We start from the raw sequence: 20,949 nt of genomic DNA on the forward strand, positions 1-20,949 counted from the left end.
CGTCCGGCAACCGGATGCGGCGGCGGGACGACTTCACGCTGGCCGTCCGGCGCGGTCGCCGCGCCGGACGGCCGACTGTCGTGGTTCACCTGCTCCACCGGGACGAGGCGCCGGCGGCGGACGCACCGCCGCTGGTCGGGTTCATCGTGGCGCGCACCGTCGGCAACGCCGTCGTCCGCAACACGGCACGGCGCCGGCTCCGCCACCTGACGCGCCCGCACCTCGACCGGCTCCCAGCGGGTAGCCTGCTCGTAGTGCGCGCCAACCCCCGCGCGGGAAAGGCGCGTCCAGACGAACTGGCCGCGGATCTGGAGTCGGCACTCGACCGGCTGCTGCGGCCCGCGTCCAAGGGGCGAAGATGAGGAGTCGGCAGGGGGCCGCGTCCCCCGCGCAGCACGAGGCGGGCCGTCCCGGCCCCGTCGCGTACGTGCTGATCCTTCTCGTCCGCGCCTACCGCCGCTTCTTGAGTCCCCTGCTCGGGCAGCAGTGCCGTTTCCACCCCACGTGCAGCGCGTACGGCCTGGAGGCGCTCCAGGTCCACGGGGCACTGCGCGGCACGTGGCTGACGGCCCGCCGGATCGCGCGGTGCCACCCCTTCAACCCCGGGGGTTACGACCCCGTGCCGCCTAAGAAGACGGCCGGCGGAACCCCCTCCAGGGAATCCCTAGAGTCCGGGGACGCGTTCTCACAGGGACCGTCCGTCTTCTCCGGGGACTCTGAGGGGACGGCCCCTCAGCAGCGATCCGCGGCGGCCTCCTCGAACTCCGGCCGCGAGGAGAGCGGCCACGCCCTAGCAGAGCCCAAGGAGCGGCCCGGTGCTTGACTGGTTGTACGAGATCGTCTCTCAGCTCATCGTGTGGATTCACGCGGGGCTCAGCACGGTCGTCCCCAAGGACAGCGGATGGGCGTGGGGCGGTGCGATCATCCTGCTCACCGTCCTGCTGCGGCTCATACTCGTCCCGCTCTTCGTGAAGCAGATCCACGCCTCACGGAAGATGCAGGAGCTGAACCCCAAGGTTCAGGCGCTGCGCAAGAAGTACAAGAACGACAAGCAGCGCCTCAACCAGGAGGTCATGAAGCTCTACCAGGAGAACGGGGCCAACCCGCTGTCGGGCTGCCTGCCGCTCCTGGTGCAGATGCCGATCTTCATCGGGCTGTTCCAGACGCTGAAGCGGATCTCGGACGCCAAGCCCGGGCAGAGCGTCTTCGCCGTCTCCTCCGACCTGGTCGCGAGCGCGCAGAACGCGAACATCTTCGGTGCGCACATCCCGGACACCTTCCTGAACGCGTGGGGCGCCGACCCCAAGAGCTGGACCGCGATCGTCGTCACCGGCATCGCCGTGGTGATCAGCTCCGTCACGACGTTCTTCACCGTCCGGGCCAGCATGAAGCGGCAGCCGGTCACCGACGACGCCAACCCGATGATGCAGGCGCAGAAGATGATGGTCTTCTTCGCGCCGCTGTTCGGCCTCTTCGGCCTCGGCTTCCCGCTGGGCGTCCTCATGTACTGGGTCACGTCCAACACCTGGACGCTGGCGCAGCAGCACTACATCTACAAGAAGTACCCGCCGCCCGCCACCAACGGCGAGGACGCCGCGAAGACCACCGCCAAGGCCGGTGGCGCGAAGACGGCCGGTTCGAAGACTGCCGGTTCGAAGGCTGCCGGTTCGAAGACCAAGGCCGCCGGCGCTAAACCCGCGGGGTCCAAGAACGGCCAGTCCCCGTCCGGCGTCAAGGCCAAGGCCAGGCTGAAGAAGGAGCCGGAGCCGGCCCCCGAGCCCGAGGAAAAGCAGAAGGTCGTGCGCAACCAGCCGACCCGCAAGCCGCGCAGCAAGCGCAGCGGCACCCAGAAGCGCTAGTTTGAACCCCGAGCACGTGCCGGAGAAGGAGACCCCGTTGAGCCAGACCGACACCACCGAGGTCGACGTCCAAGCGCTCGAACAGGAAGGCGAGATCGCCGCCGACTACATCGAGGGCCTGCTGGACATCGGTGACTACGACGGCGACATAGACATGGACGTCGAGGGCGAGCGCGCCCTCGTCGCCGTCGTCGGCGCCTCCCTGGACGAGCTGGTCGGCAAGCGCGGCGAGGTCCTGGAGGCACTGCAGGAGCTGACCCGCCTGGCCGTCCACCGCCAGACGGGCGCCCGCACCCGCCTCATGCTCGACATCGGCGGCTACCGCGAGCGTCGCCGCGCCGAGCTCACCAAGCTCGGCACGGACGTCGCGGACGAGGTCAAGCAGGCCGGCGAGTCCAAGCCGCTCGCCCCGATGACCCCGTTCGAGCGCAAGATCGTCCACGACGCGGTCGCCGCCGCCGGCCTGCGCAGCGAGTCCGAGGGCGAGGAGCCCGACCGCTACGTCGTCGTCTACCCCGCCTGACCCTCGTCCGGCGTCCGCCCGAACCGGGACGGCGCGCCTGGATCGAACCTCCGAACGGCCCCGGTGCACCCCGCACGGGGGCCGTTCGCATGCCCAGAGGGTGTGAGGCGAGCCGGTTTGAGACCAGCGGGTGTGAGAAGAGCAGGCCCCTCCCGCCCGGGGGCGGACCGGCTACCTCCATGGTCAACTCCCCCATGCCCGCATGGAAGACGAACGACGAACTGTGGATAACCGGCCGGGCACTGCGAAGAGGGCCCCGCGCCCTGGCGGGCGCGGGGCCCCTGCCGCTCGGTGTGCCTCGCCGCCCGAGCACACCGAGCGTGTACCCGTGTCCGTGTAACCGCCGTTATCGCCGAGCGGTGCGCCGCCACCTGCGACGCTGCGGCGGGATGCGGTCCCCGGCGCCTGCGGCGGACGGGATGACGTTTGCCTCGGCCGGGTCCTGCGCGTGCGCGGGATCCTGGGCGATGCTCGGGTCCTGCGCGGCGTGGCCGTGCGTGATGCCCTGGTCCGCCGGATGTTCGATCACCCGTTCGACTCGCTCGGCCGGACGGCCGACCGGCGCCGGGTCCTCGATGATGTGCTCCTCGCGGACGATCGTGCCGGGCTCGTCCCCGTAGGCGGGGTCGGCGCCGACGACCCGGCCGGCAGCGCGCCGCGGCCGCGTGTATTTGAGGGTGAAGGCCATGCTGATGAGCCCCACCAGTATCAGGATCCACCCGACCATCTGGATGTCGACGCCGCTGAGGTCGACGCGTAGGGCGAACGCGAGGATCGCGCCCAGGGCGATGAATGCGAGACTGACTCCGATTCCCATTGTCGGAGCTCCTTCCGGGGGGACGGTCGGGCGACACAGCACCTCTACCCGACGAGCCACGAATATGCGCAGGGGTCACGTGGTTCTTGCCATATCGCAAGGGGTGGGCAACTCGGTGCCCGGACGGCCGCACCGGACGTTGCGCATGTACGCCGCCGCCCCGTTTTGTGGAACGATTCGTCTGGTGGGGACTGGACGTGAGGTATTCGGTGACGCGCTGCCGGTCGCGGAGCGTTACGCGGCGTTCCTCGCGGAGGCCGGGGTCGAACGCGGGCTCATCGGGCCGCGCGAGGTCGACCGGCTCTGGGAACGGCATCTGATCAACTGTGCTGTGGTGTCCGAGGCCGTGCCGGCGGACGCGCACGTCGTGGACATCGGCTCCGGGGCGGGCCTCCCCGGCATCGTCCTCGCGATCGTCCGGCCGGACCTGCGGATCACCTTGCTGGAGCCGCTGCTGCGCCGCACCACCTTCCTGGAGGAGTGCGTCGAGGCGCTCGGCCTGGACAACGTCGAAGTGCGCAGGGCCAGGGCCGAGGAGGTGGTGAAGGAGTTCTCGGTGGACGTGGCCACCGCGCGGGCCGTCGCCCCTCTCGAACGCCTCGCGAGATGGGCCCTCCCCCTGCTGCGTCCGGGCGGGGAGCTCCTCGCGCTCAAGGGTGAGCGTGCCCGGTCCGAGCTGGACGAGGCAGAGCCCGTCCTGAAGCGGCTGGGAGCGCGTTCGGCGGAACTGCTTCAAGTCGGGCGCGGTATGGTCGACCCGCCGACAACACTCGTCCGTGTGGTCGCCGGCCGAGGAGAGGTTGTCGGGCGACGACAGCGCGCGCCCCGGCGTGCCAAAGGGTCGAGGAAGAGGTCTTCATGAGCACGGGACCAGGACTGGGCCGGCCTGACCGCGCCGACGAATCCCCCGACGAGCAGCCGCCCGGCGCGGGCGGAACCGGTGCGGGCGAGGCTGCGTGGACGGCGTCCACGGGTGGGGCGCAGGAGGTCTCGGGCCCGGGGACCACGCCCTCCGGACACGCGATGTGGGGTACCACGACGTCCGGAACCGCGGAGAACGTGGGATATGTCCCGACGCATGCCGGCGCGCATCCGCCGGTGCCGCGCCAGGGACCGAGTCAGGGGGAGTCAGAACTCGTGCGCGAGGCGCTCAAGGACGCCAAGGTTTCACATGAAACAGCGGTCACCGCGCTCAAAGCGATGTCGGGCCGCAGGGAACGGGAGTGGCCGCGGCCGGACAGATGCCGCGTGATCACCATCGCCAACCAGAAGGGCGGCGTGGGCAAGACCACCAGTTCGGTGAACCTCGCCGCCTCCCTCGCCATGCACGGCGCGCAGGTGCTCGTGGTCGACCTCGACCCGCAGGGCAACGCGTCCACCGCCCTCGGCGTCGACCACCACGCGGAGGTCCCGTCGATCTACGACGTGCTGATCGAGGACATGGCGATGGCCGACATCGTCGTCCCCGCCCCGGAGATCCCCAACCTGTTCTGCGCGCCCGCCACCCTCAACCTCGCGGGCGCCGAGATCGAACTCGTCTCGAAGGTGGCCCGCGAGTCGCGGCTCCGGCGGGCCCTGGACGCCTACGAGACCGAGAAGTTCGACTACGTGCTGATCGACTGCCCGCCGTCCCTCGGGCTGCTCACGGTGAACGCCCTCGTCGGCGGGGACGAACTGCTCATACCGATCCAGTGCGAGTACTACGCGCTGGAGGGGCTCGGGCAGTTGATCCGCACGGTCGACCTGGTCAAGGCGCACCTCAACCAGAAACTGAAGGTGTCCACGATCCTGCTCACGATGTACGACGCCCGGACGCGCCTCGCGGCGCAGGTCGCCGAGGACGTCCGGAACCACTTCGGGGACGTCGTGCTCAACACGGTGATCCCCCGCAGCGTCCGGGTCTCGGAGGCCCCGAGCTACGGGCAGTCCGTCATGACCTACGACCCCGGTTCGAGTGGCGCGCTCGCCTACAGCGAAGCCGCCTCGGAGATGGCCCACGGAGGATCTGCCCAGTGAGCCAGCAGCGACGCGGTCTGGGCAAGGGGCTCGGCGCCCTCATCCCCACCGCTCCACCCCCGCCGACGCCGGGCGAACCGGACGGCGCGGGTGAGCCCGGATTCCCGGGCGGCCCCATCACGAACGGCACCGCCGCCCCCGGACCGGCTCTCGAACCGGTCGCCGGCGCCCATTTCGCGGAGCTGCCGGTCGGGTCGATCACGCCGAACCCGCGCCAGCCGCGCGAGCACTTCGACGATCAGGCGCTGCAGGAGCTCGCCGAGTCGATCGGCATCGTCGGACTGCTGCAGCCGATCGTGGTCCGCAAGTCCCCGTCGGACGAGCACGACTACGAACTGATCATGGGGGAGCGCCGCTGGCGGGCGTCCCAGATGGCCGGGCTCGACGTCATACCGGCGATCGTCCGCGACACCGGTGACAACGATCTGCTCCGTGACGCGCTCATGGAGAACCTCCACCGCCAGCAGCTCAACCCGCTGGAGGAGGCCGCCGCGTACCAGCAGCTGCTGCAGGACTTCGGAGCCACCCACGAGCAGCTCGCCAGCCGCATCGGCCGGTCGCGCCCGCACATCACCAACACGCTCCGGTTGCTGAACCTGCCGCCCGCCGTCCAGCGCCGGGTGGCGGCCGGTGTCCTGTCCGCCGGACACGCTCGCGCGCTGCTCTCGCTCGACAGCATCGAGGCCCAGGAGCACCTGGCCCACCGGATCGTCCAGGAGGGGCTCTCCGTCCGCGCCCTTGAGGAGATGATCGCGCTCCGCGAGGTCGGGGACGACGAGGTGAAGGCGCCGCGGCAGGGCCGCCGGAAGCAGCCGGTCGCCCCCGGCCTGAAGGAACTCGCCGACCGCCTCTCCGACCGGTACGACACGAGGGTCCGCGTCGACATGGGCCGCAACAAGGGCAAGATCGTGGTCGAGTTCGCCACGCTCGAAGACCTCGACCGCATCATCAAGTCGATGGCCCCCGACGAGGACGACGCTTGACCCCCGGCCGAACGCATGGCGCCCCGGGCCTCCTTGGTCCGGGGCGCTTCTCATTGCGGCCGACTCCCCCGATGTTTCCCGTGAAACATCGCCGCTCAGCTCTCTCCAGCATTCCTCGGGGGCTGCCGGACAGTTGCTGGGACGCGGTGGCCGCCCCCACGGAGGACACCCGAATCCGGCATGATCCTCGGCGACCCGGTGCGCCGTTGTGGACGGGAGGTCACCGCACCCAATATCTTCCGGCGAGAACGGGCTCCCGGGAGTTCGGCCTCAGGAGGTTCGGGTGGATCGTGACGAGATGTGGCGGCACATCGGGGAACAGCGCATGGCCGTCGCGGAGGCCCTCACCGAACTCGACCCGGGCGAATGGGAACAGCCGTCGTTGTGCGAGGGATGGCGTGTTCGCGACGTCGTCGCCCACGTCGGCCTGGCCCCGGAGATCACCTGGAGCATGGCCCTGCGCGAGTTCGCGCGTGCGCGCGGCAGCTTCCACAGGCTGATTCGCGAGACGGCGATCGACCGGGCCGCCCGTCCGACCGATGAGTTGATCGCCGTGCTGCGCAGGGTCGCCGCCTCGCGGCGACTCGCCCCCGGCACGACGACCAAGGAGCCGCTCCTGGACATCCTCGTCCATGCCCAGGACATCTTCGTCCCGCTCGGCCGTGACTTCCCGATGCCGGAACGTCCCGCGCTGGTGGCGGCCGACCGCATCTGGCAGATCCCCCCGCCCTTCGGATTCGGAGCGAAGAAGCGCCTTCGCGGGCTCCGCATCGCGGCCACGGACGCGCCCTGGTCGCGTGGCGAGGGACCGGACGTCTCCGGCCCGCTCAAGGCGATCGTCCTTCTCCTCGCGGGTCGAGTGACGGCGGCAGTCCCTCACCTCTCAGGGGAGGGGCTGGAAGCCCTGGTCGACCGAAGCCCGAACCCTTCGACGGGGCGGGCATTCCCGGCCCAGCCCTCCGGTGAGAACCCGACGGGCGAGGCCGATCGCTAGACCGGGCCCTTTCCGTCCGGCGGCAAGTAGCCGGCCCCGCCGAGAGATCTTCCGAGCTGAGTCTCTGCGAACCCGTCGAGCTGTTTCGTCACCTTCTTCGCTGGCAGCGCTGGTACCTCGTCGCATTCGACCCTGATCCCGACGACTGGCGCTCTTCTGCCTCGACCGTATGAGAGACACGGCTGCCTAAGCGGAACGCACCGCCCCCGGGAGTTCCCCTCTCGCTCCATCGCGCATTGGCTCGCCACCGACTTCGGTCGCAGCGTCAACGGCCGGTAGTGGATCGACGTCCCCGGTCAGTGCAGCTAGAGATGGGTCGACCGAGCAGCCTCGCTGGGACGACGTCCTTCAGGATGACCCGGCCCGTGAGCCGCCGGGCCTTCGCGTGTTTCACGTGAAACTGAGCGCCTGTTGCGTGCTGCTGGGCGGTCAGGTCAGGCGGTTCAGGAAGAGGGACTCGCAGACTTCGCCCAAGTCCAGACCGGCGACGCTGATGGCGCGCGGGAAGAGGCTCGTTTCGGTCATGCCGGGGGCGACGTTGACTTCGAGGAAGTGGACCTCGCCGTCCGGGGAGACGATGAGGTCGGTTCGGGAGATGTCGCGGAGGCCGAGGGCGCGGTGGGCGGTGACGGCGGCGGACGTGGCACGGGCGGCGGCGTCCGGGGTGAGGCGGGCCGGAGTGACGAACTCGGTGTCGCCGGCGTCATAGCGGGCCGTGTAGTCGTAGAGGCGGCCGGGGGCGACGATCTCGACGGCCGGGAGGGCGGTGGGGGCGCCGTCCTGCTCGATGATGCTGACGGCCACCTCGGTGCCGGAGATGTAGCGCTCGACGAGGGCCACGTCCCCGTAGGCGAAGCAGCCGACCATGGCGGCCGAGAGCTCGGACGGCTCGTGCACGACGGACGCGCCGAGGGCCGAGCCGCCCCGGGTCGGCTTGACGAACAGGGGGAGGCCGAGGGCGCCCACGATGCGGTCGAGGACGGAAGCGGCGCCGAGGTCGTGGAAGACCTCCTTCGGGAGGGCGACCGACTCGGGCGTCCGGAGGCCGGCGCGGCGGACGACGGACTTGGCGGTCGGCTTGTCCCACGCGACGCGGCAGGCGTCCGGACGGGCGCCGAGATAGGGCACGCCGACGAGTTCGAGGACGTCGCGGATCGAGCCGTCCTCGCCCGCGGCACCGTGCATGAGGGGGAAGACGATGTCCGGCGGGTCGTCCCTCAGCGAGTCCAGGAGCGTCGCGTCGGCGTCGCGCAGTTCCACCGGGATGTCGCGGGCGCGGAGCGCGTCGGTGACGCGACGGCCGGACCTGAGCGACACCTCGCGCTCGTACGACAGCCCGCCGGCCAGAACGACGACATGCCCGAGTTCCAACGCTGGTGCCTCTCTTGGATGATGCGATGCGCGCCGGCCGGACAGGGCCGCGTCGGCGCGCGTTTCACGTGAAACCTTCAGACGACGTCCGGCCCCGGCGCCTGGACGCCCGTCGAGCCGCCGCCGACCGCACCGCCGAACATGTCGCGCAGCCCGATCTCCTTCTCGATCACCCCGGCGAGCCGCCGGACGCCCTCCCGGATCCGGTGGGGCTCGGGGAAGCAGTACGAGAGCCGCATGTGCTGGTGCCCGGTGCCGTCCGCGTAGAAGCCGGTCCCGGGGACGTAGGCGACCCGGTCGGCGATCGCGCGCGGGGCCATCGCCTTGGCGTCCAGGCCTTCGGGGAGTGTCAGCCAGACAAAGAAGCCACCGGCCGGCCGCGTCCATGTGCAACCGTCCGGCATCAGCTGGTCAAGGGAGTCCAGCATCGCGTCACGGCGGGCCCGGTACAGCTCGCGGAAGTCCTTGATCTGCTCCCGCCACGGCTGCGTCGCGAGGTATTCGCGGACGGCGAGCTGCGAGAAGTTCGACGGGCACAGGATCGCGGACTCGGCGGCCAGCACGAGCTTGGCCCGTACCGCGTGGGGCGCCAGCACCCAGCCGACGCGGAGGCCGGACGCGATCGTCTTGGAGAACGAGCCGAGGTAGATGACGCGCTCGGAGTCGTCCGCGCGCAGGGCCCGCATGGGATCGGCGTCGAAGCCGAGGAGCCCGTACGGGTTGTCCTCGACGATCAGGATGTCGTACTCGGCGCAGATCTCGAGGATCTGGGCGCGGCGCGCCGTGGTGAGGGTGACGCCCGCGGGGTTCTGGAACGTCGGCACGGTGTAGAGGAACTTGACGCTGCGCCCCTGCGCGCGGAGCGAGGCAAGCGTCTCGCGGAGCGCGGACGGGACGAGCCCGCCCTCGTCCAGCGGCACGTGCACGACGTCGGCCTGGTAGGACGCGAACGTGCCGAGCGCGCCGACATAGGACGGCGCCTCGGCAAGGACGACGTCGCCCGGATTCACGAAGATCTTGGTGACGAGGTCGAGCGCCTGCTGGGCGCCGACGGTGACGACCACGTCGTCCGGCGACGCCTGGACGCCTTCCAGGGACATGACCTCGCAGATGTGCTCGCGGAGCAGTTCGTCCCCCTGCGCGGAGCCGTACTGCAGCATCTCGGCGCCCTTGCCGGCGACGAGGTCGCCGAGCATCCGGCCGACGGCGTCGAGGGGCAGCGCCGACACGTACGGCGCCCCGCCCGCGAGGGAGACGATCTCCGGTCGGGCGACCATCGCGAACAGGGCCCGGATCTCCGACGGCACCATGCCGGCGGCGCGGGCGGCGTAGCGATCGGAGTAGACGTCCGTACGCGAATGCTGTTCCACGAGGCACCTCCGGGTGTGATGGCTTCCCTGCAAACTACGGCATGACGGCCATGCCTGACCGCTTCGGGTGTGGCGCGGCGTGCGGTTGGGGAAACTCCTGTCCGATACGATGCCCGCGGGTCCCGGTTGGTTGCCGGGAAGTTCCGCCGCCAGGGGTTCCAGGCCCGGCGGGCGAGGAATCGAGGCAGGGGGTGCCGACCCGGTGTCGCGTCGTCTCGTCAACATCACGCTGGACAATCTCGATGATCTGCCGCACCGTTGCCGCGGCTGCGTGTTCTGGGAACTGGATCCGGTCAGCCGGGACCGCGCGCTGGACAGCGGCGACGCGGGCCTGGAGAAGGAGGCGTGGATCTCCTCGACGCTCCTGGAGTGGGGCAGTTGCGGCAAGATCGCGTACGTGGACAACGTTCCGGCGGGGTTCGTGATGTACGCGCCGCCGCTGTACGTGCCGCGCTCGGTGGCGTTCCCGACGAGCCCGGTCAGCGCGGACGCGGTGCTGCTGATGACCGCGCACATCCTGCCCGAGTTCGCGGGCGGCGGCCTCGGCCGGATGCTCGTCCAGGGCGTCGCCAAGGACCTGACCCGGCGGACGGTGAAGGCGATCGAGGCGTTCGGCGACCTGAAGGGCGAGGAGGGCGGGTGCATGGTGCCCGCCGACTATCTGCTGTCGGTGGGGTTCAAGACCGTCCGGCCGCATCACCGGTATCCGCGGCTGCGGCTGGAGCTGAAGTCAGCCCTGTCATGGCGTGAGGACGTCGAGGTGGCCCTGGAACGGCTGCTGGGCTCCATGACCCCGGAGGGGGCGCTACGACCCGTCTAGGGCGTTCTGAGGCGGTTTGATGCGTGTGGGCCCGCACTCCATCCAGTGGAGTGCGGGCCCACACGGTTTCGCGCTCGCCGCGGGAGACGGGAGGCGGTCCGGATCGAGCGGCTCGGCGGACGAGCGGCTCAGATGAACTCGGCGAGATCCCGCAGGAGGGCGGCCTTCGGCTTGGCGCCCATGATCTGCTTGACGACCTCGCCGCCCTTGTAGACGTTCATCGTCGGGATCTGCATGATGCCGTACTTCTGCGGCACCTGCGGGTTCTCGTCGATGTTCAGCTTCACGATGTCGATCTTGTCGCCGTGCTCCTTGGAGATCTCCTCCAGGATCGGCGCCACCATCCGGCACGGTCCGCACCACTCGGCCCAGAAGTCGACCAGGACGGGCTTGTCGCTGTCGAGGACCTCGGTCGTGAAGTCGGCGTCGGTCACGGCTTTCATGGTTCTCCTTCGTTCTCGCTCGGGCGGCGGGCGGCGGGCCGCGTCGGCCGGGTCGCCGCCCGACGAACAGTCATTGCGTCGGCGAGCCCCGCCCGGCTGCCGGCCGATCGGCGCGACCCGTCGCGGGGCGGATGGCGGTGCGCCGGGCGCGGCGCCGCTCGGGTCGGCGGCCAGGCCTTCAGGCGGTCATGCCTCAGGTGGTCATCCCACAGGCGGTCAGGCCTGCGGGACGGTCTCGGCGGCGTCCTGGTCCTGCAGCCAGCGCTCGGCGTCGATGGCCGCGGAGCAGCCGCTGCCCGCCGCGGTGATCGCCTGCCGGTAGATGTGGTCGACCACGTCGCCGCACGCGAACACACCGGGGATCTTGGTCCGGGTGGTCGGGGCGTCCACCAGCAGGTAGCCGTCGGTGTCGCTCTCCAGCTGACCGGCGAACAGCTCGCTGCGCGGGTCGTGCCCGATCGCGATGAACAGCCCGGTGATCTCCAGCGGGGACTCCGACCCATTCTTGAGGTTCCGGACGGTGACGCCCGTCACCCGGTCGTCGCCCTGGATGGAGACGACCTCGCTGTCCCACAGGAACTTGATCTTGTCGTTGGCGAACGCCCGATCCTGCATGATCTTCGATGCGCGCAGCTCGTCCCGCCGGTGGATCACGGTGACCGACCGGGCGAACTTGGTCAGGAAGATCGCCTCTTCCATCGCGGTGTCCCCGCCGCCGACCACGGCGATGTCCTGCTCGCGGAAGAAGAACCCGTCACAGGTCGCACACCACGACACGCCCCGCCCCGACAGGCGCTTCTCGTCCGGCAGGCCGAGTTCCCGGTACCCCGAGCCGGTCGCCACGATCACGGCCTTGGCCAGATAGGTCTCGTCCCCGACCTTGACGACCTTGGGGTCGGCGGTCAGGTCGACCTCGGTGACGTCGTCGGTGATCAGCTCGGCGCCGAAACGCTCGGCCTGCTTGCGCAGGTTGTCCATCAGGTCGGGACCCATGATCCCGTCCGGGAAGCCGGGGAAGTTCTCCACGTCGGTGGTGTTCATCAGCGCACCGCCGGCCGTCACCGACCCCTCGAACACCAGCGGCTTCAGGTCGCCGCGAGCCGCGTAGACGGCGGCCGTGTAGCCCGCGGGACCGGACCCGATGACGATGACGTTACGGACGTCGCTCACTGTTCTGTGCCTCTCCTCGTTGGCCGTCGGTGCCGCACGACCCGGCCTGCCAGTCGCGTCAACCGATCCTAGGCCCCGGCAATTCCCGGGACACTCCGACCGGCCGTCTACCAGGCCGTACCCCCTCTAGGGTGGGGTCCATGGCACGCATTCTGCTCCTCCACTCGATGTACGGGCTGCGTCCGGCGGTTCATGGGGCGGCTGACCGGCTCCGCGCGGCGGGGCACGAGGTCCACGTCCCCGACCTGTACGACGGGCGGGTCGTCGACACGCCCGAGGCCGGCATCGAGATCAAGGAGGAGATCGGGCGGGACGAGCTGCTGCGCCGCGCCGTCGCGGCGGCCGCGCCCCTGGTCGGCGACGGCGGCCTCGTCTACGCCGGTTTCTCGCTCGGCGGCTCCATCGCGCAGAACCTCGCCCTCGCCGACGACAAGGCCGGCGGGCTGCTGCTGATGCACGGCACGTCGGACATCGCGGACGACGCGTCCACCGAGGTCCCGGTGCAGTTGCACGTCGCCGACCCCGACACGTGGGAACCCGCCGACTGGCTGAACACCTGGTACCTGCGGATGCGCAAGGCGGGCGCGGACGTCGAGGTCTTCCGCTACTGGGGCGCCGGCCACCTGTTCACCGACCCGGACCTCCCCGACCACGACCCCGAAGCCGCCGACCGCGCCTGGACGATCGCCCTGTCCTTCCTGGACTCCCTCTGACGTCCCTCGCGCGGAACGTGCGGGAGCCCCGCCGACGCCCACTCCAGTGGGCTGCCGGTGAACAGGGTGCGGTGGAGTCGTTCTCGGGGCGTCCGAGAACGGCGGGGCCGGCGGGTCAGGTGTTGCCCGGCTTTTTCAGGATGTGCCGGCTCCCGGCGGAGCAGTCCGGGCCCACGACCCAGATCTTCCACTTGCCGGGACTGTCGCCATGGACGGCGATGACGGTCGCGGGAGCGCCCTCGTATGTCGCGTTGTCGACGAGGGCGGGCGTCAGGCCGTGGGTGACGCCGTTGACGCACCCCCTGAGCTGCGCGGACGGCGCGCCGGACGCGGCCCTGACCTTCTGCGCGTCGGCCAGCAGCCGGTCGACCTGCGGGCCCAACGTCCCGGCACGGTAGTCGGTGCCGCTTCGCGCGACCTTGAAGGCCGTGGCCGGGGCGGCGTTCGGCGCCACTCCAGTCTCTGGACGGGATTGGTCGGGATTATCCTGCGCGGGAGTCACCGCCTTGCCGTGGTCGCCGCTCACGCCGTCCAATGCCATCGTGCCGACCGTCGCGCCGCCGCCGACGACGACCACGGCCGCCGCGGCCGCCGACAGAATCCGCCAATGCCGCCTTCCGCGCCGCTGCTCCATGCTCACCACGGTGGCGTTGTGCATCGACTCCGCGGCTATGGCGGTGTCGATGCGCTCGGCCAGTTCGGCGGGCATGGACGGGACGGGTGCCTCCGCCAGGATCCGGGAGACGTCCGCAAGGTCGGCGGACAGTTCACGGCATTCGGCGCAGGTGTCGAGGTGTGCGTTGACGGAGGCGGCTTCGTCGTCTTCGAGCAGTCCCTCGGCCAGATCGGCCAGGATGTCGTAGTCATAGTGTGCGGGGTTCACTGGGGCATGCCACCTCCTTCCACACCTCCGACGTTTTTCCGATCCCGTCGGTTCCGGTGATGGGTGAGAAGGGGAGCGAGCCGGGCGCGGCCCCGTGCGCAGCGGCTCTTGATCGTGCCTGGTGGGACCTCCATGACCCGCGCGGCGTCGTCGACGGAGTAGCCCATCATGTCGACGAGGACGAGGGCGGCGCGCTGCTCGAACGGCAGCTGCTCCAGGGCGGTCCGGACGTCGAGGGACACGCCGTGCGCGTCCGTCGGGTCCGGCAGTTTCGGGGCGACGGCGTCGAACGTCGCGTCGTCGCCCATCGGCGTCGCGGGCCGGACGGACTTGCGCCTGATGCGGTCCAGGCAGGCGTTCACCACGATGCGGTGCAGCCAGGTGGTGACGGCGGCGTCCCCGCGGAACCGTCCGGCGGCGCGGAACGCCGAAAGGCACGCGTCCTGCAGCGCGTCGGCGGCCTCCTCCGGGTCGCCGAGGGTGCGCAGCGCGACGGCCCACATGCGGTCGCGGTGCCGGTGGACGAGTTCGGCGAACGCGTGCGGGTCCCCCTGGGCGTGCCTTGCGAGGAGTTCCTTGTCGGGCACCTCGCCGACGCGATGCACGCTCACCGACGTCATGAGCTGCCGCTTCCGTGCACGAAATGCCCAGCCGCCGCCGAGCGCCTCTCATCAGCCGCGTCTGCTGGGGTAAGCACCACAGATTCCTGGGTCGAGGGGATGGGTTTGCTCACAGGCACGATACCGACAAGCACCGCCCCACGTCACAGCCCGTTTGGGCTCGCTCCAACCGCCGCGAAGTTGTTACCCGGTCTTCAGAAGCGGCTTGGTCATCTCGAGAATCCACGCCCGCGCACCGAGTGAAACCGGTCGCCTCGCGGCCGAGGGGGCAGGCCGGATCAGCTCGGCGAGCCGTGGACGGAGACCTCGCTGACCTCGGCGCGGAACTGCCCGTCGCTACCGCGCGAGAGCTTGGTGAACCAGAGCAGCACGTAGCGCCCGGCGTGCGGCCGGTCGAGCTGGAACGTCGTGGCTCCGGCCCCCTGCGTGACGGTCGTCTGGACCTTCTGCATCGCGTTCGGATCAGGCGTGTCACCGATCTTCAGCTGGATCGCGGCCCCTCCGGACGCGGCCCCGGGGAGCTGAGCCTTGACCTGGCTGATGTCGACCGTCTTCCCCATGTCGAGGCGCAGGCCGAGACCGTTCTTGAGGCGGCCGAAATCCGCGGAGGTGTAGTAGGAGCTCCGCCACGTGGTGCCGCTCTTGCCGTCGACGGCCAGGCGGCCCTTCTCCTTGCCCTCGCCTCCGTCGTCGCCGACAGGGTCGACCCCCTCGGCGCTCTGGATGTTGAGCGAGGCTGCGGAGGGGGAGGGAGGAGCACTCGACTTCTTCGGGTCCACGGAGTTGTTGGTGCCGGGATCGTCCTTCGAGCCGGAGCTGGACAGCGCCCACGCGCCGATGCCGACGATGACGGTCAGCGCGGCGGCGGCGACGCCGAGCAGCGCCCGGTTCGCGGGTCGCTTGGGCGCGCCGTGCCCGTGCGCGGGCGCGGCGCGGGTGGCCGTGGACGACGGCGGTGGCGGCGCCCCGTGCTGGGCACGCGGTGGCGGGACGTGCGACGACGCCTGCTGCTCGTGCGCGGGCCGCCGGTGCGGCCGCGTAGGGGCGGGCGGCGGTGCAGCGGGACGCTGCGGCGCGGCGGCCGGACGCGGGGCGGGCGGCGCGGTGCTGCCGAGCCCGGCGAACAGCGGCAGCGGGGTGCGCGGGACGCCGCGCAGCGCCTTGGCCAGGTCGGCGGGGGACGCGAGCGGCTCGGCGGCGCCGATGCCGAGGCAGCGGCAGACGATCGCGTCGACCGCGTGCGAGATGCCGGCCTGGACCTGGCGGGGCGCGTGCGGGACCCCGCCGGACGCGGGCGCGGCGGGCAGGTCGGAGACGCCCTCGTCGCCGGGCCAGTGGGCGGTGAGCGCCGCGTACAGCATCCGGCCGAGGCCGTGGACGTCCTCGGCGGCGGGGTCCTCGGCGTGCCGGTCGCCGAGCACGGCGTCGGTCGCGATGCCGAGGATCTTGACGGTGCCGCCGGTCGTCCAGACGAGGTCGCGGGGGGTGAGGCAGAGGTGCGCCAGCCCGGCGGAATGCGCGGCGGCGATCGCCTCGGACGCCTCGTACAGCAGCGTCGCGGCGCGCCCCGGCTCCAGCGGGGCCTTGCCGAGCATGCCCTCGAGGGTTTCGCCCGCCACCCATTCGCTGACGACATAGGCGCTTTCGCCGGAGTCGTCGGCATCGAACACCTGGGTCAGGCGGGGGTCGGTCAGCCTGCTGGCCGACCGCGCGGAGGTGACGGCCTCGGCGACCCGGGGGAACTTCGGGTCGAAGGTGCGGACGGCGACCGCCCGCGCGAGGATCTCGTCGATGGCCTTCCAGAGCGACGATCCGCCGGAATCGCTGATGCGCTCCTCGAGCCGGTAGCGGCCGGCGAGGCGCGTGCCGGGTTCGATGACTGACGTGCTCACGGCAGCGTCCTGCACAGGTGGTCAGATCCCATGTTCGTGGCGTGGCAGCTTACGCCTCCGACCCTCCTCTTTTGCGTTCCCCAGGGTGTCGCCCCGCAGGCCGTAATCCCCCACATGGTAGTGGTTACTCGCCTGAGTGGCCGCCTTATCGTCGCGCGTCCTTTTTAACTTTGGGAGGCGTTCGCCCGCCTGGTCCCCCGGCGGCCCGCCGCCCGGCGCTCAGCGGCCGGGCAGCCGGCGCGCGAACGTGGCGATGGTCGTCTGGATCTCCTCCACCCGCATCAGCTTGGCGAAGAGCACGTACAGCAGGCCGCCGCCGACGGACCCGGCGACCAGGGTGACCAGCGCGGGAAGCAGCGTCGAGGTGTCCGTGGCGGCGTCGGCGACGGTGTGCGCGGCGTAGGCGAACCCGATCAGCGGCCAGATCGCGACGAGGAGCTTCAGGTGGCCGCCGATGATGCGCCGGCCGTCGATGCCGCCGAGCTTGCGGCGCAGCACGAGCCAGCACGTGACGGTGCCCACCACGTTGGTGATCGCGAACCCGCCCGCGATGCCGACGACGATCCACTCGACGTCGAGGACGTTGTAGGCGGTGAACGCCATCGCGATGTTGGACGTGGTGACGACGAGGCCGACCAGCGCGGGCGTCCTCGTGTCCCCGTGGGAGTAGAAGACCCGCAGCATGAGCTGGTAGATCGAGAACGGGACGAGCGCGATGGCGAACATCTGCATGACCCGCGCGATGACCAGCGCGTCGTCGGGCGAGGTGTTGCCGTGCGCGAACAGCACCGTGGTGATCTCCGGGCCGAGCACCAGCATCAGCGCCGCCGCCGGCATGATGATCACCGAGGAGAGCCGCAGGCCGCTGGAGAACGCGGCGCGCACGTCGGCGGTCTTGCCCTCGGCGGCGAACCGGCTCATCCGCGGCAGCAGCGCGGTGATCACCGAGACGCCGACGATCGCGTAGGGCAGCTGGAAGAGCTGGTAGGCGTTGAAGTACGGGGTGTAGCCGTAGCCTTCGCCGAGGCCCGCGTCCACGGCCTTGTTCCCGGCGGCGTTCGCCAGCGCGGTGACGACGGCCAGCGCGGCCTGGGTGGCGACGACGTAGAGCAGCGTCCAGCCGGCCATCCGCGCGACCTCGCCGATCTCGCCGCGCTTGAAGTCGAGGCGCGGCCGCCAGCGGAACCCGACGCGGCGCAGCGACGGCCAGAGCGCGACCGTCTGCAGGACGATCCCGCCGGTCGTGCCGAGCGACAGCAGCATGAGCTGGGAGTCCGAGATGCTGGACGGGTCGACGCGGCCCGTGGTGATCGCCAGGAACGCGCCGCCGACCGCGATCACGACGAGGTTGTTCAGCACCGGCGCCCACATCGGCGCGCCGAAGCTCCCGCGCGTGTTCAGGATGGCCCCGGCGAACGCGCCGACGCCGTAGAAGAACAGCTGCGGCAGGAAGAACTGCGCGAACAGGATGGCGACCTTGCGCTGGTCGCCGGTGTAGCTGCCCGCCAGCACGTCGATGAACAGCGGCGCGCACAGCACCGCCACGACGGTGAGGGCGCCGAGGCCGATCACCGCGAGGGTGAACACGCGCTGCTCGTACTGCTCGCCGTAGGCGCGGTCGCGCTGCTTGGCCCGCACCAGCAGCGGGACGATGACGCTCGTCAGGATGCCGCCGAGCAGCAGGTCGTAGATCTGGTTGGGGATCGTGTTGGCGGTGTTGTAGGCGTTCGCGAGCAGCCCGGTGCCGAGCGCAGCGACGATGACGGCGGTGCGCAGGAAGCCGGTGACGCGGGACGCGAGGGTGCCCACGGCCATGATCGCGCCGGAGCGGAGGATGCCGCCCGAGCCCTTCCCGCCGTCGCCCTCCCCTTCGTCTTCGCCGGACGCCGGGAGGGGCGTGTCAATGACCGTTTCGGCCACGGGCGCGTTCCCGGCGGGGAGGGGAATGTCAATCGCCGTCTCGGCGGCGGCGTTCCCCGGGCGCCGGGGCCTGCCCGTCGGCGGCGGGCTCGGGTACCCCGCCGGATTCGGCGTGCTCCGCGGCGGCGGGCCCGCCGGACCCGGCTGCCCCGGTTGCCCCGGCTGCCTCTGCGCCGGTCCCTGTGGCGGAGGTCCCTGCGCCGGGCCCTGTGGATATCCCTGGCCCGGAGGATTGCCCTGCGCCGGATAGCCCTGCCCCGGATACCCCGGGGAACTCGGCGGAGGGTATCCCGGCCCCTGGGAACCCGGGGCCGGGGAATCCGCTCCCCTGCTCCCCTGCTCCCGCCGATCCCATTCCGGTCGACCCGTCACCGGCTGCCTCCGCTTTCCGGCGGCGCCTCGCTCTGATGGCCCGCACTCCGACGCCCACGAAGAGTACGGCAAGTCCGCCGCCGGTGATGAGCAGCGCGAGACGTCCGTAGCCGGTGACGGTCACGGTGATCGACTCGCCGCCGCCGTACGTCCGGCCGTCCGGGCCGGCGCTCCGCAACTCCACCTGGATGTGGAAGTTGCCGTTGCCGGCCGCCTGCGCGGGGATCCAGCGCTGGGCCCGCTCCCCGGGACGCAGTTCGATGACCGCGTCCTCGTCCGTCAGCGTCCCGAGCCGGAGTTTGGCGTTGTTCTCCGACGTCGCGACGAGCCGGACCTTGACCGCCTGGCCGGACAGCCTGTTCTCCACGAGCACCGGCAGCCGGCCCGAGCTGCCCCCCATGAGCACCCGTTTGCTCTTGGTGGTGACGATGCGGACGAGGCGCATTTCGGAAGTGAGCTCGTCCTCCACCTGTTTGCGGGCCGCCCTGGCCTGCCGGGGTGACGTCCGCCACGCCGCCGACTCCATGCGCAGCATCGCCCGCTCGTAGGAGATCTTGACCGGGCCGCTCATCACCGCCTGGAACGCCGCGGCCTGCCGGGAGATCGCCTGCACCTGGGAGAGGTGCGCGTCGCCGAGCTCGTACTGCTGGTAGTCGTCGCTGTAGCCGTTGAAGACGCGGCCCTGCGGCTCGGCCGACTCCATCTTGCTGAGCTGGACCTCGTTCATCCAGGACGCGGCCTTGGTGTACTTCAGCAGGTTCTTCGCGAGCGAGCCGGTCGGGTTCCAGTACCGGTCCGGGGCGACGACCACGGTGCGCTGCCGGTTCGGCGCCTCCGCCGCGATCATCGCCGTCTCGGCCAGGAAGCGCTGCTCGGTCAGCAGCGCTCCGGTCCCGGAGCCCTCGCTGACGATCTGGTTGAGCTTCTCGTCGTACAGGAGCGCCTTCCTGGCGCCCTGGTGCGTCTGGAGCGTCGTCGTCGCGTTCGGGAGCGCACCCGCCGCCGGGTCCTGGAACTGCGAGCTGCTCATCAGGAACGAGCCGCCGTCCTTCAGGGCGTTCTTGGCGAGCTGGTCGACCGTCCCGGGCCCCGCGGCGCCGGACGGCGGCCAGGCGACATGGGCGTTCGCGGCGCGTCCGAGGACCTTCGACGCGACGGCGGTGTTCCGCTCGTCGAACGCGACGCCGACGTCGCGGGGCGTCTTGCGGCGGACGAGCGCCACGACGTCCGGGTCGGCGTAGGGGAGGGTGAAGTACGGGTCCTTCTTCGACGCGTCCTTGAGCGCGGTCAGCCAGGTGGCCGCGGCGGCGCTCTTGGTCTTCCGCTCGCCCTTCTTCGCACCGGGCGCCCGGACCGTGTAGTCGTCGGACGCGATCTGCTGCACGTCGTCCAGCAGCGCCGGGTCGATCGCCCACGTGACGGGCGTCCCGGTGCCGGACGCCGCGTCGACCAGCCTGCTGAGCCGGCCGCCGGGCGCCACGGCCTTGGCGAGGTCGTCGTCGATGAACGTCCGGTCGTTGGTGCGGTGCATCCGGTCGGCCAGCGGAAGGACCCAGCTGACCGCCACCGGGTTGAAATGGCGTTCCTTCGGCATGAACGTCACGAACGTCGTGAGGCCCCCGACGACCTGGCGAGCGGAGTTGAGCACCTCGACGCCCACCGGGTAGACGCCGGGCGTGCCCGCCGGGGCGCGGAGGCCCAGTTCCTTGGCCGTGGTCTTGAACGTCCAGCTCTGCTTCACTCCGGGCGTGGCCGCCCCGGGCATCTGCTTCTCCGGGCCGGTGGCCGGCAGCGCGTTCGGCGGGCTGGCCGCGAACTGGTCCAGCTGGCTGCGGCTGGTGACGGGCTGGACGCTGTAGCGCAGCCGCACGCTGAGGCCGGGCAACTGGCGGCCGCTGCGGTTCCTGGCCAGCCCGGAGATCTCGATCGGCGACGTCGCGGTGACGGTCTTCGGGTCGACCTTGGTGAGCGCCATGGCGACCTGGGCCTTCGTCATGACCTGGGCGGACGCGGACGTGCGCCGCGCGTAGGCGGGGGACGCCAGCGTCGTGGGCGCCGCCATCGCCACGCAGGGCAGCAGAGCGGCCAGCGCCACCGCGCGTTTGACCGCCCTCACGCCTTACCGGCCGCCTCAGGACGGCGGGCGATTTTTTCCCGCACCACGGCGTCGATGGTAGTCCGTC

20 protein-coding genes are annotated in these 20,949 nt (G+C 70.9%); 10 read left to right on the plus strand and 10 right to left on the minus strand.

Annotation, left to right across the window (positions count from 1 at the left end; translation table 11 throughout):
• Nucleotides 1–14 precede the first annotated feature (14 nt).
• Genes rnpA through SM418_RS08630 form a run of 4 tightly spaced genes read left to right on the plus strand, consistent with a single transcriptional unit; the run spans nt 15 to nt 2,382 of the window.
• Complete coding sequence (gene rnpA, locus SM418_RS08615) at nt 15–362, plus strand: ribonuclease P protein component (RefSeq protein ID WP_371940471.1); 348 nt, start codon at nt 15–17, stop codon at nt 360–362.
• Nucleotides 359–823 carry a membrane protein insertion efficiency factor YidD gene (gene yidD / locus SM418_RS08620; RefSeq protein ID WP_371940470.1) on the plus strand — a complete coding sequence of 155 codons (465 nt, stop codon included), beginning with the start codon at nt 359–361 and terminating at the stop codon, nt 821–823. The genes rnpA and yidD overlap by 4 nt, the downstream gene beginning before the upstream one ends.
• Complete coding sequence (yidC, locus tag SM418_RS08625; protein ID WP_371940469.1) at nt 816–1,859, plus strand: membrane protein insertase YidC; 1,044 nt, start codon at nt 816–818, stop codon at nt 1,857–1,859. The genes yidD and yidC overlap by 8 nt, the downstream gene beginning before the upstream one ends.
• 37 nt (nt 1,860–1,896) lie before the next feature.
• Nucleotides 1,897–2,382: a Jag family protein gene (locus SM418_RS08630; protein ID WP_371940468.1), complete on the plus strand. Its 486-nt coding sequence runs from the start codon at nt 1,897–1,899 to the stop codon at nt 2,380–2,382.
• 346 nt (nt 2,383–2,728) lie between these two features.
• Here SM418_RS08630 and SM418_RS08635 read toward each other — a convergent pair whose 3' ends face one another.
• Nucleotides 2,729–3,199 (minus strand): DUF6458 family protein, encoded by a 471-nt coding sequence (locus SM418_RS08635; RefSeq protein ID WP_371940467.1) that lies wholly within the window; start codon nt 3,197–3,199, stop codon nt 2,729–2,731.
• A 184-nt stretch (nt 3,200–3,383) separates the two neighbouring features.
• On the opposite strand from SM418_RS08635, the gene rsmG reads away from it, so the two are divergent.
• The 4 genes from rsmG to SM418_RS08655 all read left to right on the plus strand — a co-directional run bounded on the left by rsmG (nt 3,384) and on the right by SM418_RS08655 (nt 7,192).
• Nucleotides 3,384–4,061 carry a 16S rRNA (guanine(527)-N(7))-methyltransferase RsmG gene (gene rsmG, locus SM418_RS08640; protein ID WP_371940466.1) on the plus strand — a complete coding sequence of 226 codons (678 nt, stop codon included), beginning with the start codon at nt 3,384–3,386 and terminating at the stop codon, nt 4,059–4,061.
• 275 nt (nt 4,062–4,336) lie between these two features.
• Nucleotides 4,337–5,215, plus strand: a complete 879-nt coding sequence (locus tag SM418_RS08645; protein WP_371940465.1) for a ParA family protein — start codon at nt 4,337–4,339, stop codon at nt 5,213–5,215.
• Nucleotides 5,212–6,198, plus strand: coding sequence for a ParB/RepB/Spo0J family partition protein (locus SM418_RS08650; protein ID WP_371940464.1), 987 nt, complete (start codon nt 5,212–5,214; stop codon nt 6,196–6,198). The genes SM418_RS08645 and SM418_RS08650 overlap by 4 nt, the downstream gene beginning before the upstream one ends.
• 283 nt (nt 6,199–6,481) lie before the next feature.
• A complete protein-coding gene (locus tag SM418_RS08655; RefSeq protein ID WP_371940463.1) occupies nt 6,482–7,192 on the plus strand; it encodes a maleylpyruvate isomerase family mycothiol-dependent enzyme in 711 nt (236 codons plus the stop codon).
• A gap of 429 nt (nt 7,193–7,621) precedes the next feature.
• Here the strand turns inward: SM418_RS08655 and SM418_RS08660 are convergent, their stop codons facing one another.
• Together SM418_RS08660 and SM418_RS08665 are read right to left on the minus strand one after the other, a co-directional pair.
• Nucleotides 7,622–8,563 (minus strand): D-alanine--D-alanine ligase family protein, encoded by a 942-nt coding sequence (locus SM418_RS08660; RefSeq protein ID WP_371940462.1) that lies wholly within the window; start codon nt 8,561–8,563, stop codon nt 7,622–7,624.
• 77 nt (nt 8,564–8,640) lie between these two features.
• Nucleotides 8,641–9,873 (minus strand): aminotransferase-like domain-containing protein, encoded by a 1,233-nt coding sequence (locus tag SM418_RS08665; protein WP_371940493.1) that lies wholly within the window; start codon nt 9,871–9,873, stop codon nt 8,641–8,643.
• Between the two features lie 262 nt (nt 9,874–10,135).
• Here SM418_RS08665 and SM418_RS08670 point away from each other — a divergent pair, with 262 nt between their 5' ends.
• A complete protein-coding gene (locus tag SM418_RS08670; RefSeq protein ID WP_371940461.1) occupies nt 10,136–10,753 on the plus strand; it encodes a GNAT family N-acetyltransferase in 618 nt (205 codons plus the stop codon).
• A gap of 128 nt (nt 10,754–10,881) precedes the next feature.
• On the opposite strand, the gene trxA is transcribed toward SM418_RS08670, so the two are convergent.
• Both trxA and trxB read right to left on the minus strand, forming a co-directional pair.
• On the minus strand, nt 10,882–11,196 hold the full coding sequence (gene trxA, locus SM418_RS08675; protein ID WP_371940460.1) for a thioredoxin: 315 nt from the start codon (nt 11,194–11,196) through the stop codon (nt 10,882–10,884).
• A gap of 216 nt (nt 11,197–11,412) precedes the next feature.
• The gene (trxB, locus tag SM418_RS08680; protein ID WP_371940459.1) at nt 11,413–12,366 is read right to left on the minus strand and encodes a thioredoxin-disulfide reductase; all 954 of its coding nucleotides are present in this window, start codon (nt 12,364–12,366) and stop codon (nt 11,413–11,415) included.
• A 140-nt stretch (nt 12,367–12,506) separates the two neighbouring features.
• On the opposite strand from trxB, the gene SM418_RS08685 reads away from it, so the two are divergent.
• The gene (locus tag SM418_RS08685; protein WP_371940458.1) at nt 12,507–13,079 is read left to right on the plus strand and encodes a dienelactone hydrolase family protein; all 573 of its coding nucleotides are present in this window, start codon (nt 12,507–12,509) and stop codon (nt 13,077–13,079) included.
• 115 nt (nt 13,080–13,194) lie between these two features.
• Here the strand turns inward: SM418_RS08685 and SM418_RS08690 are convergent, their stop codons facing one another.
• The 5 genes from SM418_RS08690 to SM418_RS08710 form a co-directional block, all read right to left on the minus strand.
• On the minus strand, nt 13,195–13,962 hold the full coding sequence (locus SM418_RS08690) for an anti-sigma factor family protein (RefSeq protein WP_371940457.1): 768 nt from the start codon (nt 13,960–13,962) through the stop codon (nt 13,195–13,197).
• Complete coding sequence (gene sigM, locus SM418_RS08695; protein ID WP_371940456.1) at nt 13,959–14,582, minus strand: RNA polymerase sigma factor SigM; 624 nt, start codon at nt 14,580–14,582, stop codon at nt 13,959–13,961. The genes SM418_RS08690 and sigM overlap by 4 nt, the downstream gene beginning before the upstream one ends.
• Before the next feature lie 278 nt (nt 14,583–14,860).
• Nucleotides 14,861–16,474 (minus strand): protein kinase family protein, encoded by a 1,614-nt coding sequence (locus SM418_RS08700; protein ID WP_371940455.1) that lies wholly within the window; start codon nt 16,472–16,474, stop codon nt 14,861–14,863.
• Nucleotides 16,475–16,693: 219 nt separating this feature from the next.
• Nucleotides 16,694–18,394 (minus strand): murein biosynthesis integral membrane protein MurJ, encoded by a 1,701-nt coding sequence (gene murJ / locus SM418_RS08705; RefSeq protein WP_371940454.1) that lies wholly within the window; start codon nt 18,392–18,394, stop codon nt 16,694–16,696.
• Nucleotides 18,395–18,422: 28 nt separating this feature from the next.
• Entirely contained in the window at nt 18,423–20,882 is a 2,460-nt protein-coding gene (locus tag SM418_RS08710) for a DUF6049 family protein (protein WP_371940453.1), read from the minus strand.
• Between the last annotated feature and the right edge of the window lie 67 nt (nt 20,883–20,949).

The organism is Actinomadura chokoriensis, assembly GCF_041463665.1.
Lineage (GTDB): Bacteria > Actinomycetota > Actinomycetes > Streptosporangiales > Streptosporangiaceae > Spirillospora > Spirillospora chokoriensis_A.

Coding starts and splice junctions, on each gene's coding strand:
- rnpA (WP_371940471.1), top strand. CDS start 15: ATGCGGCGGCGGGACGACTTCACGCTGGCCGTCCGGCGCGGTCGCCGC.
- yidD (WP_371940470.1), top strand. CDS start 359: ATGAGGAGTCGGCAGGGGGCCGCGTCCCCCGCGCAGCACGAGGCGGGC.
- SM418_RS08635 (WP_371940467.1), bottom strand. CDS start 3,199: ATGGGAATCGGAGTCAGTCTCGCATTCATCGCCCTGGGCGCGATCCTC.
- SM418_RS08665 (WP_371940493.1), bottom strand. CDS start 9,873: ATGGTGCCGTCGGAGATCCGGGCCCTGTTCGCGATGGTCGCCCGACCG.
- trxA (WP_371940460.1), bottom strand. CDS start 11,196: ATGAAAGCCGTGACCGACGCCGACTTCACGACCGAGGTCCTCGACAGC.
- SM418_RS08685 (WP_371940458.1), top strand. CDS start 12,507: ATGGCACGCATTCTGCTCCTCCACTCGATGTACGGGCTGCGTCCGGCG.
- sigM (WP_371940456.1), bottom strand. CDS start 14,582: ATGACGTCGGTGAGCGTGCATCGCGTCGGCGAGGTGCCCGACAAGGAA.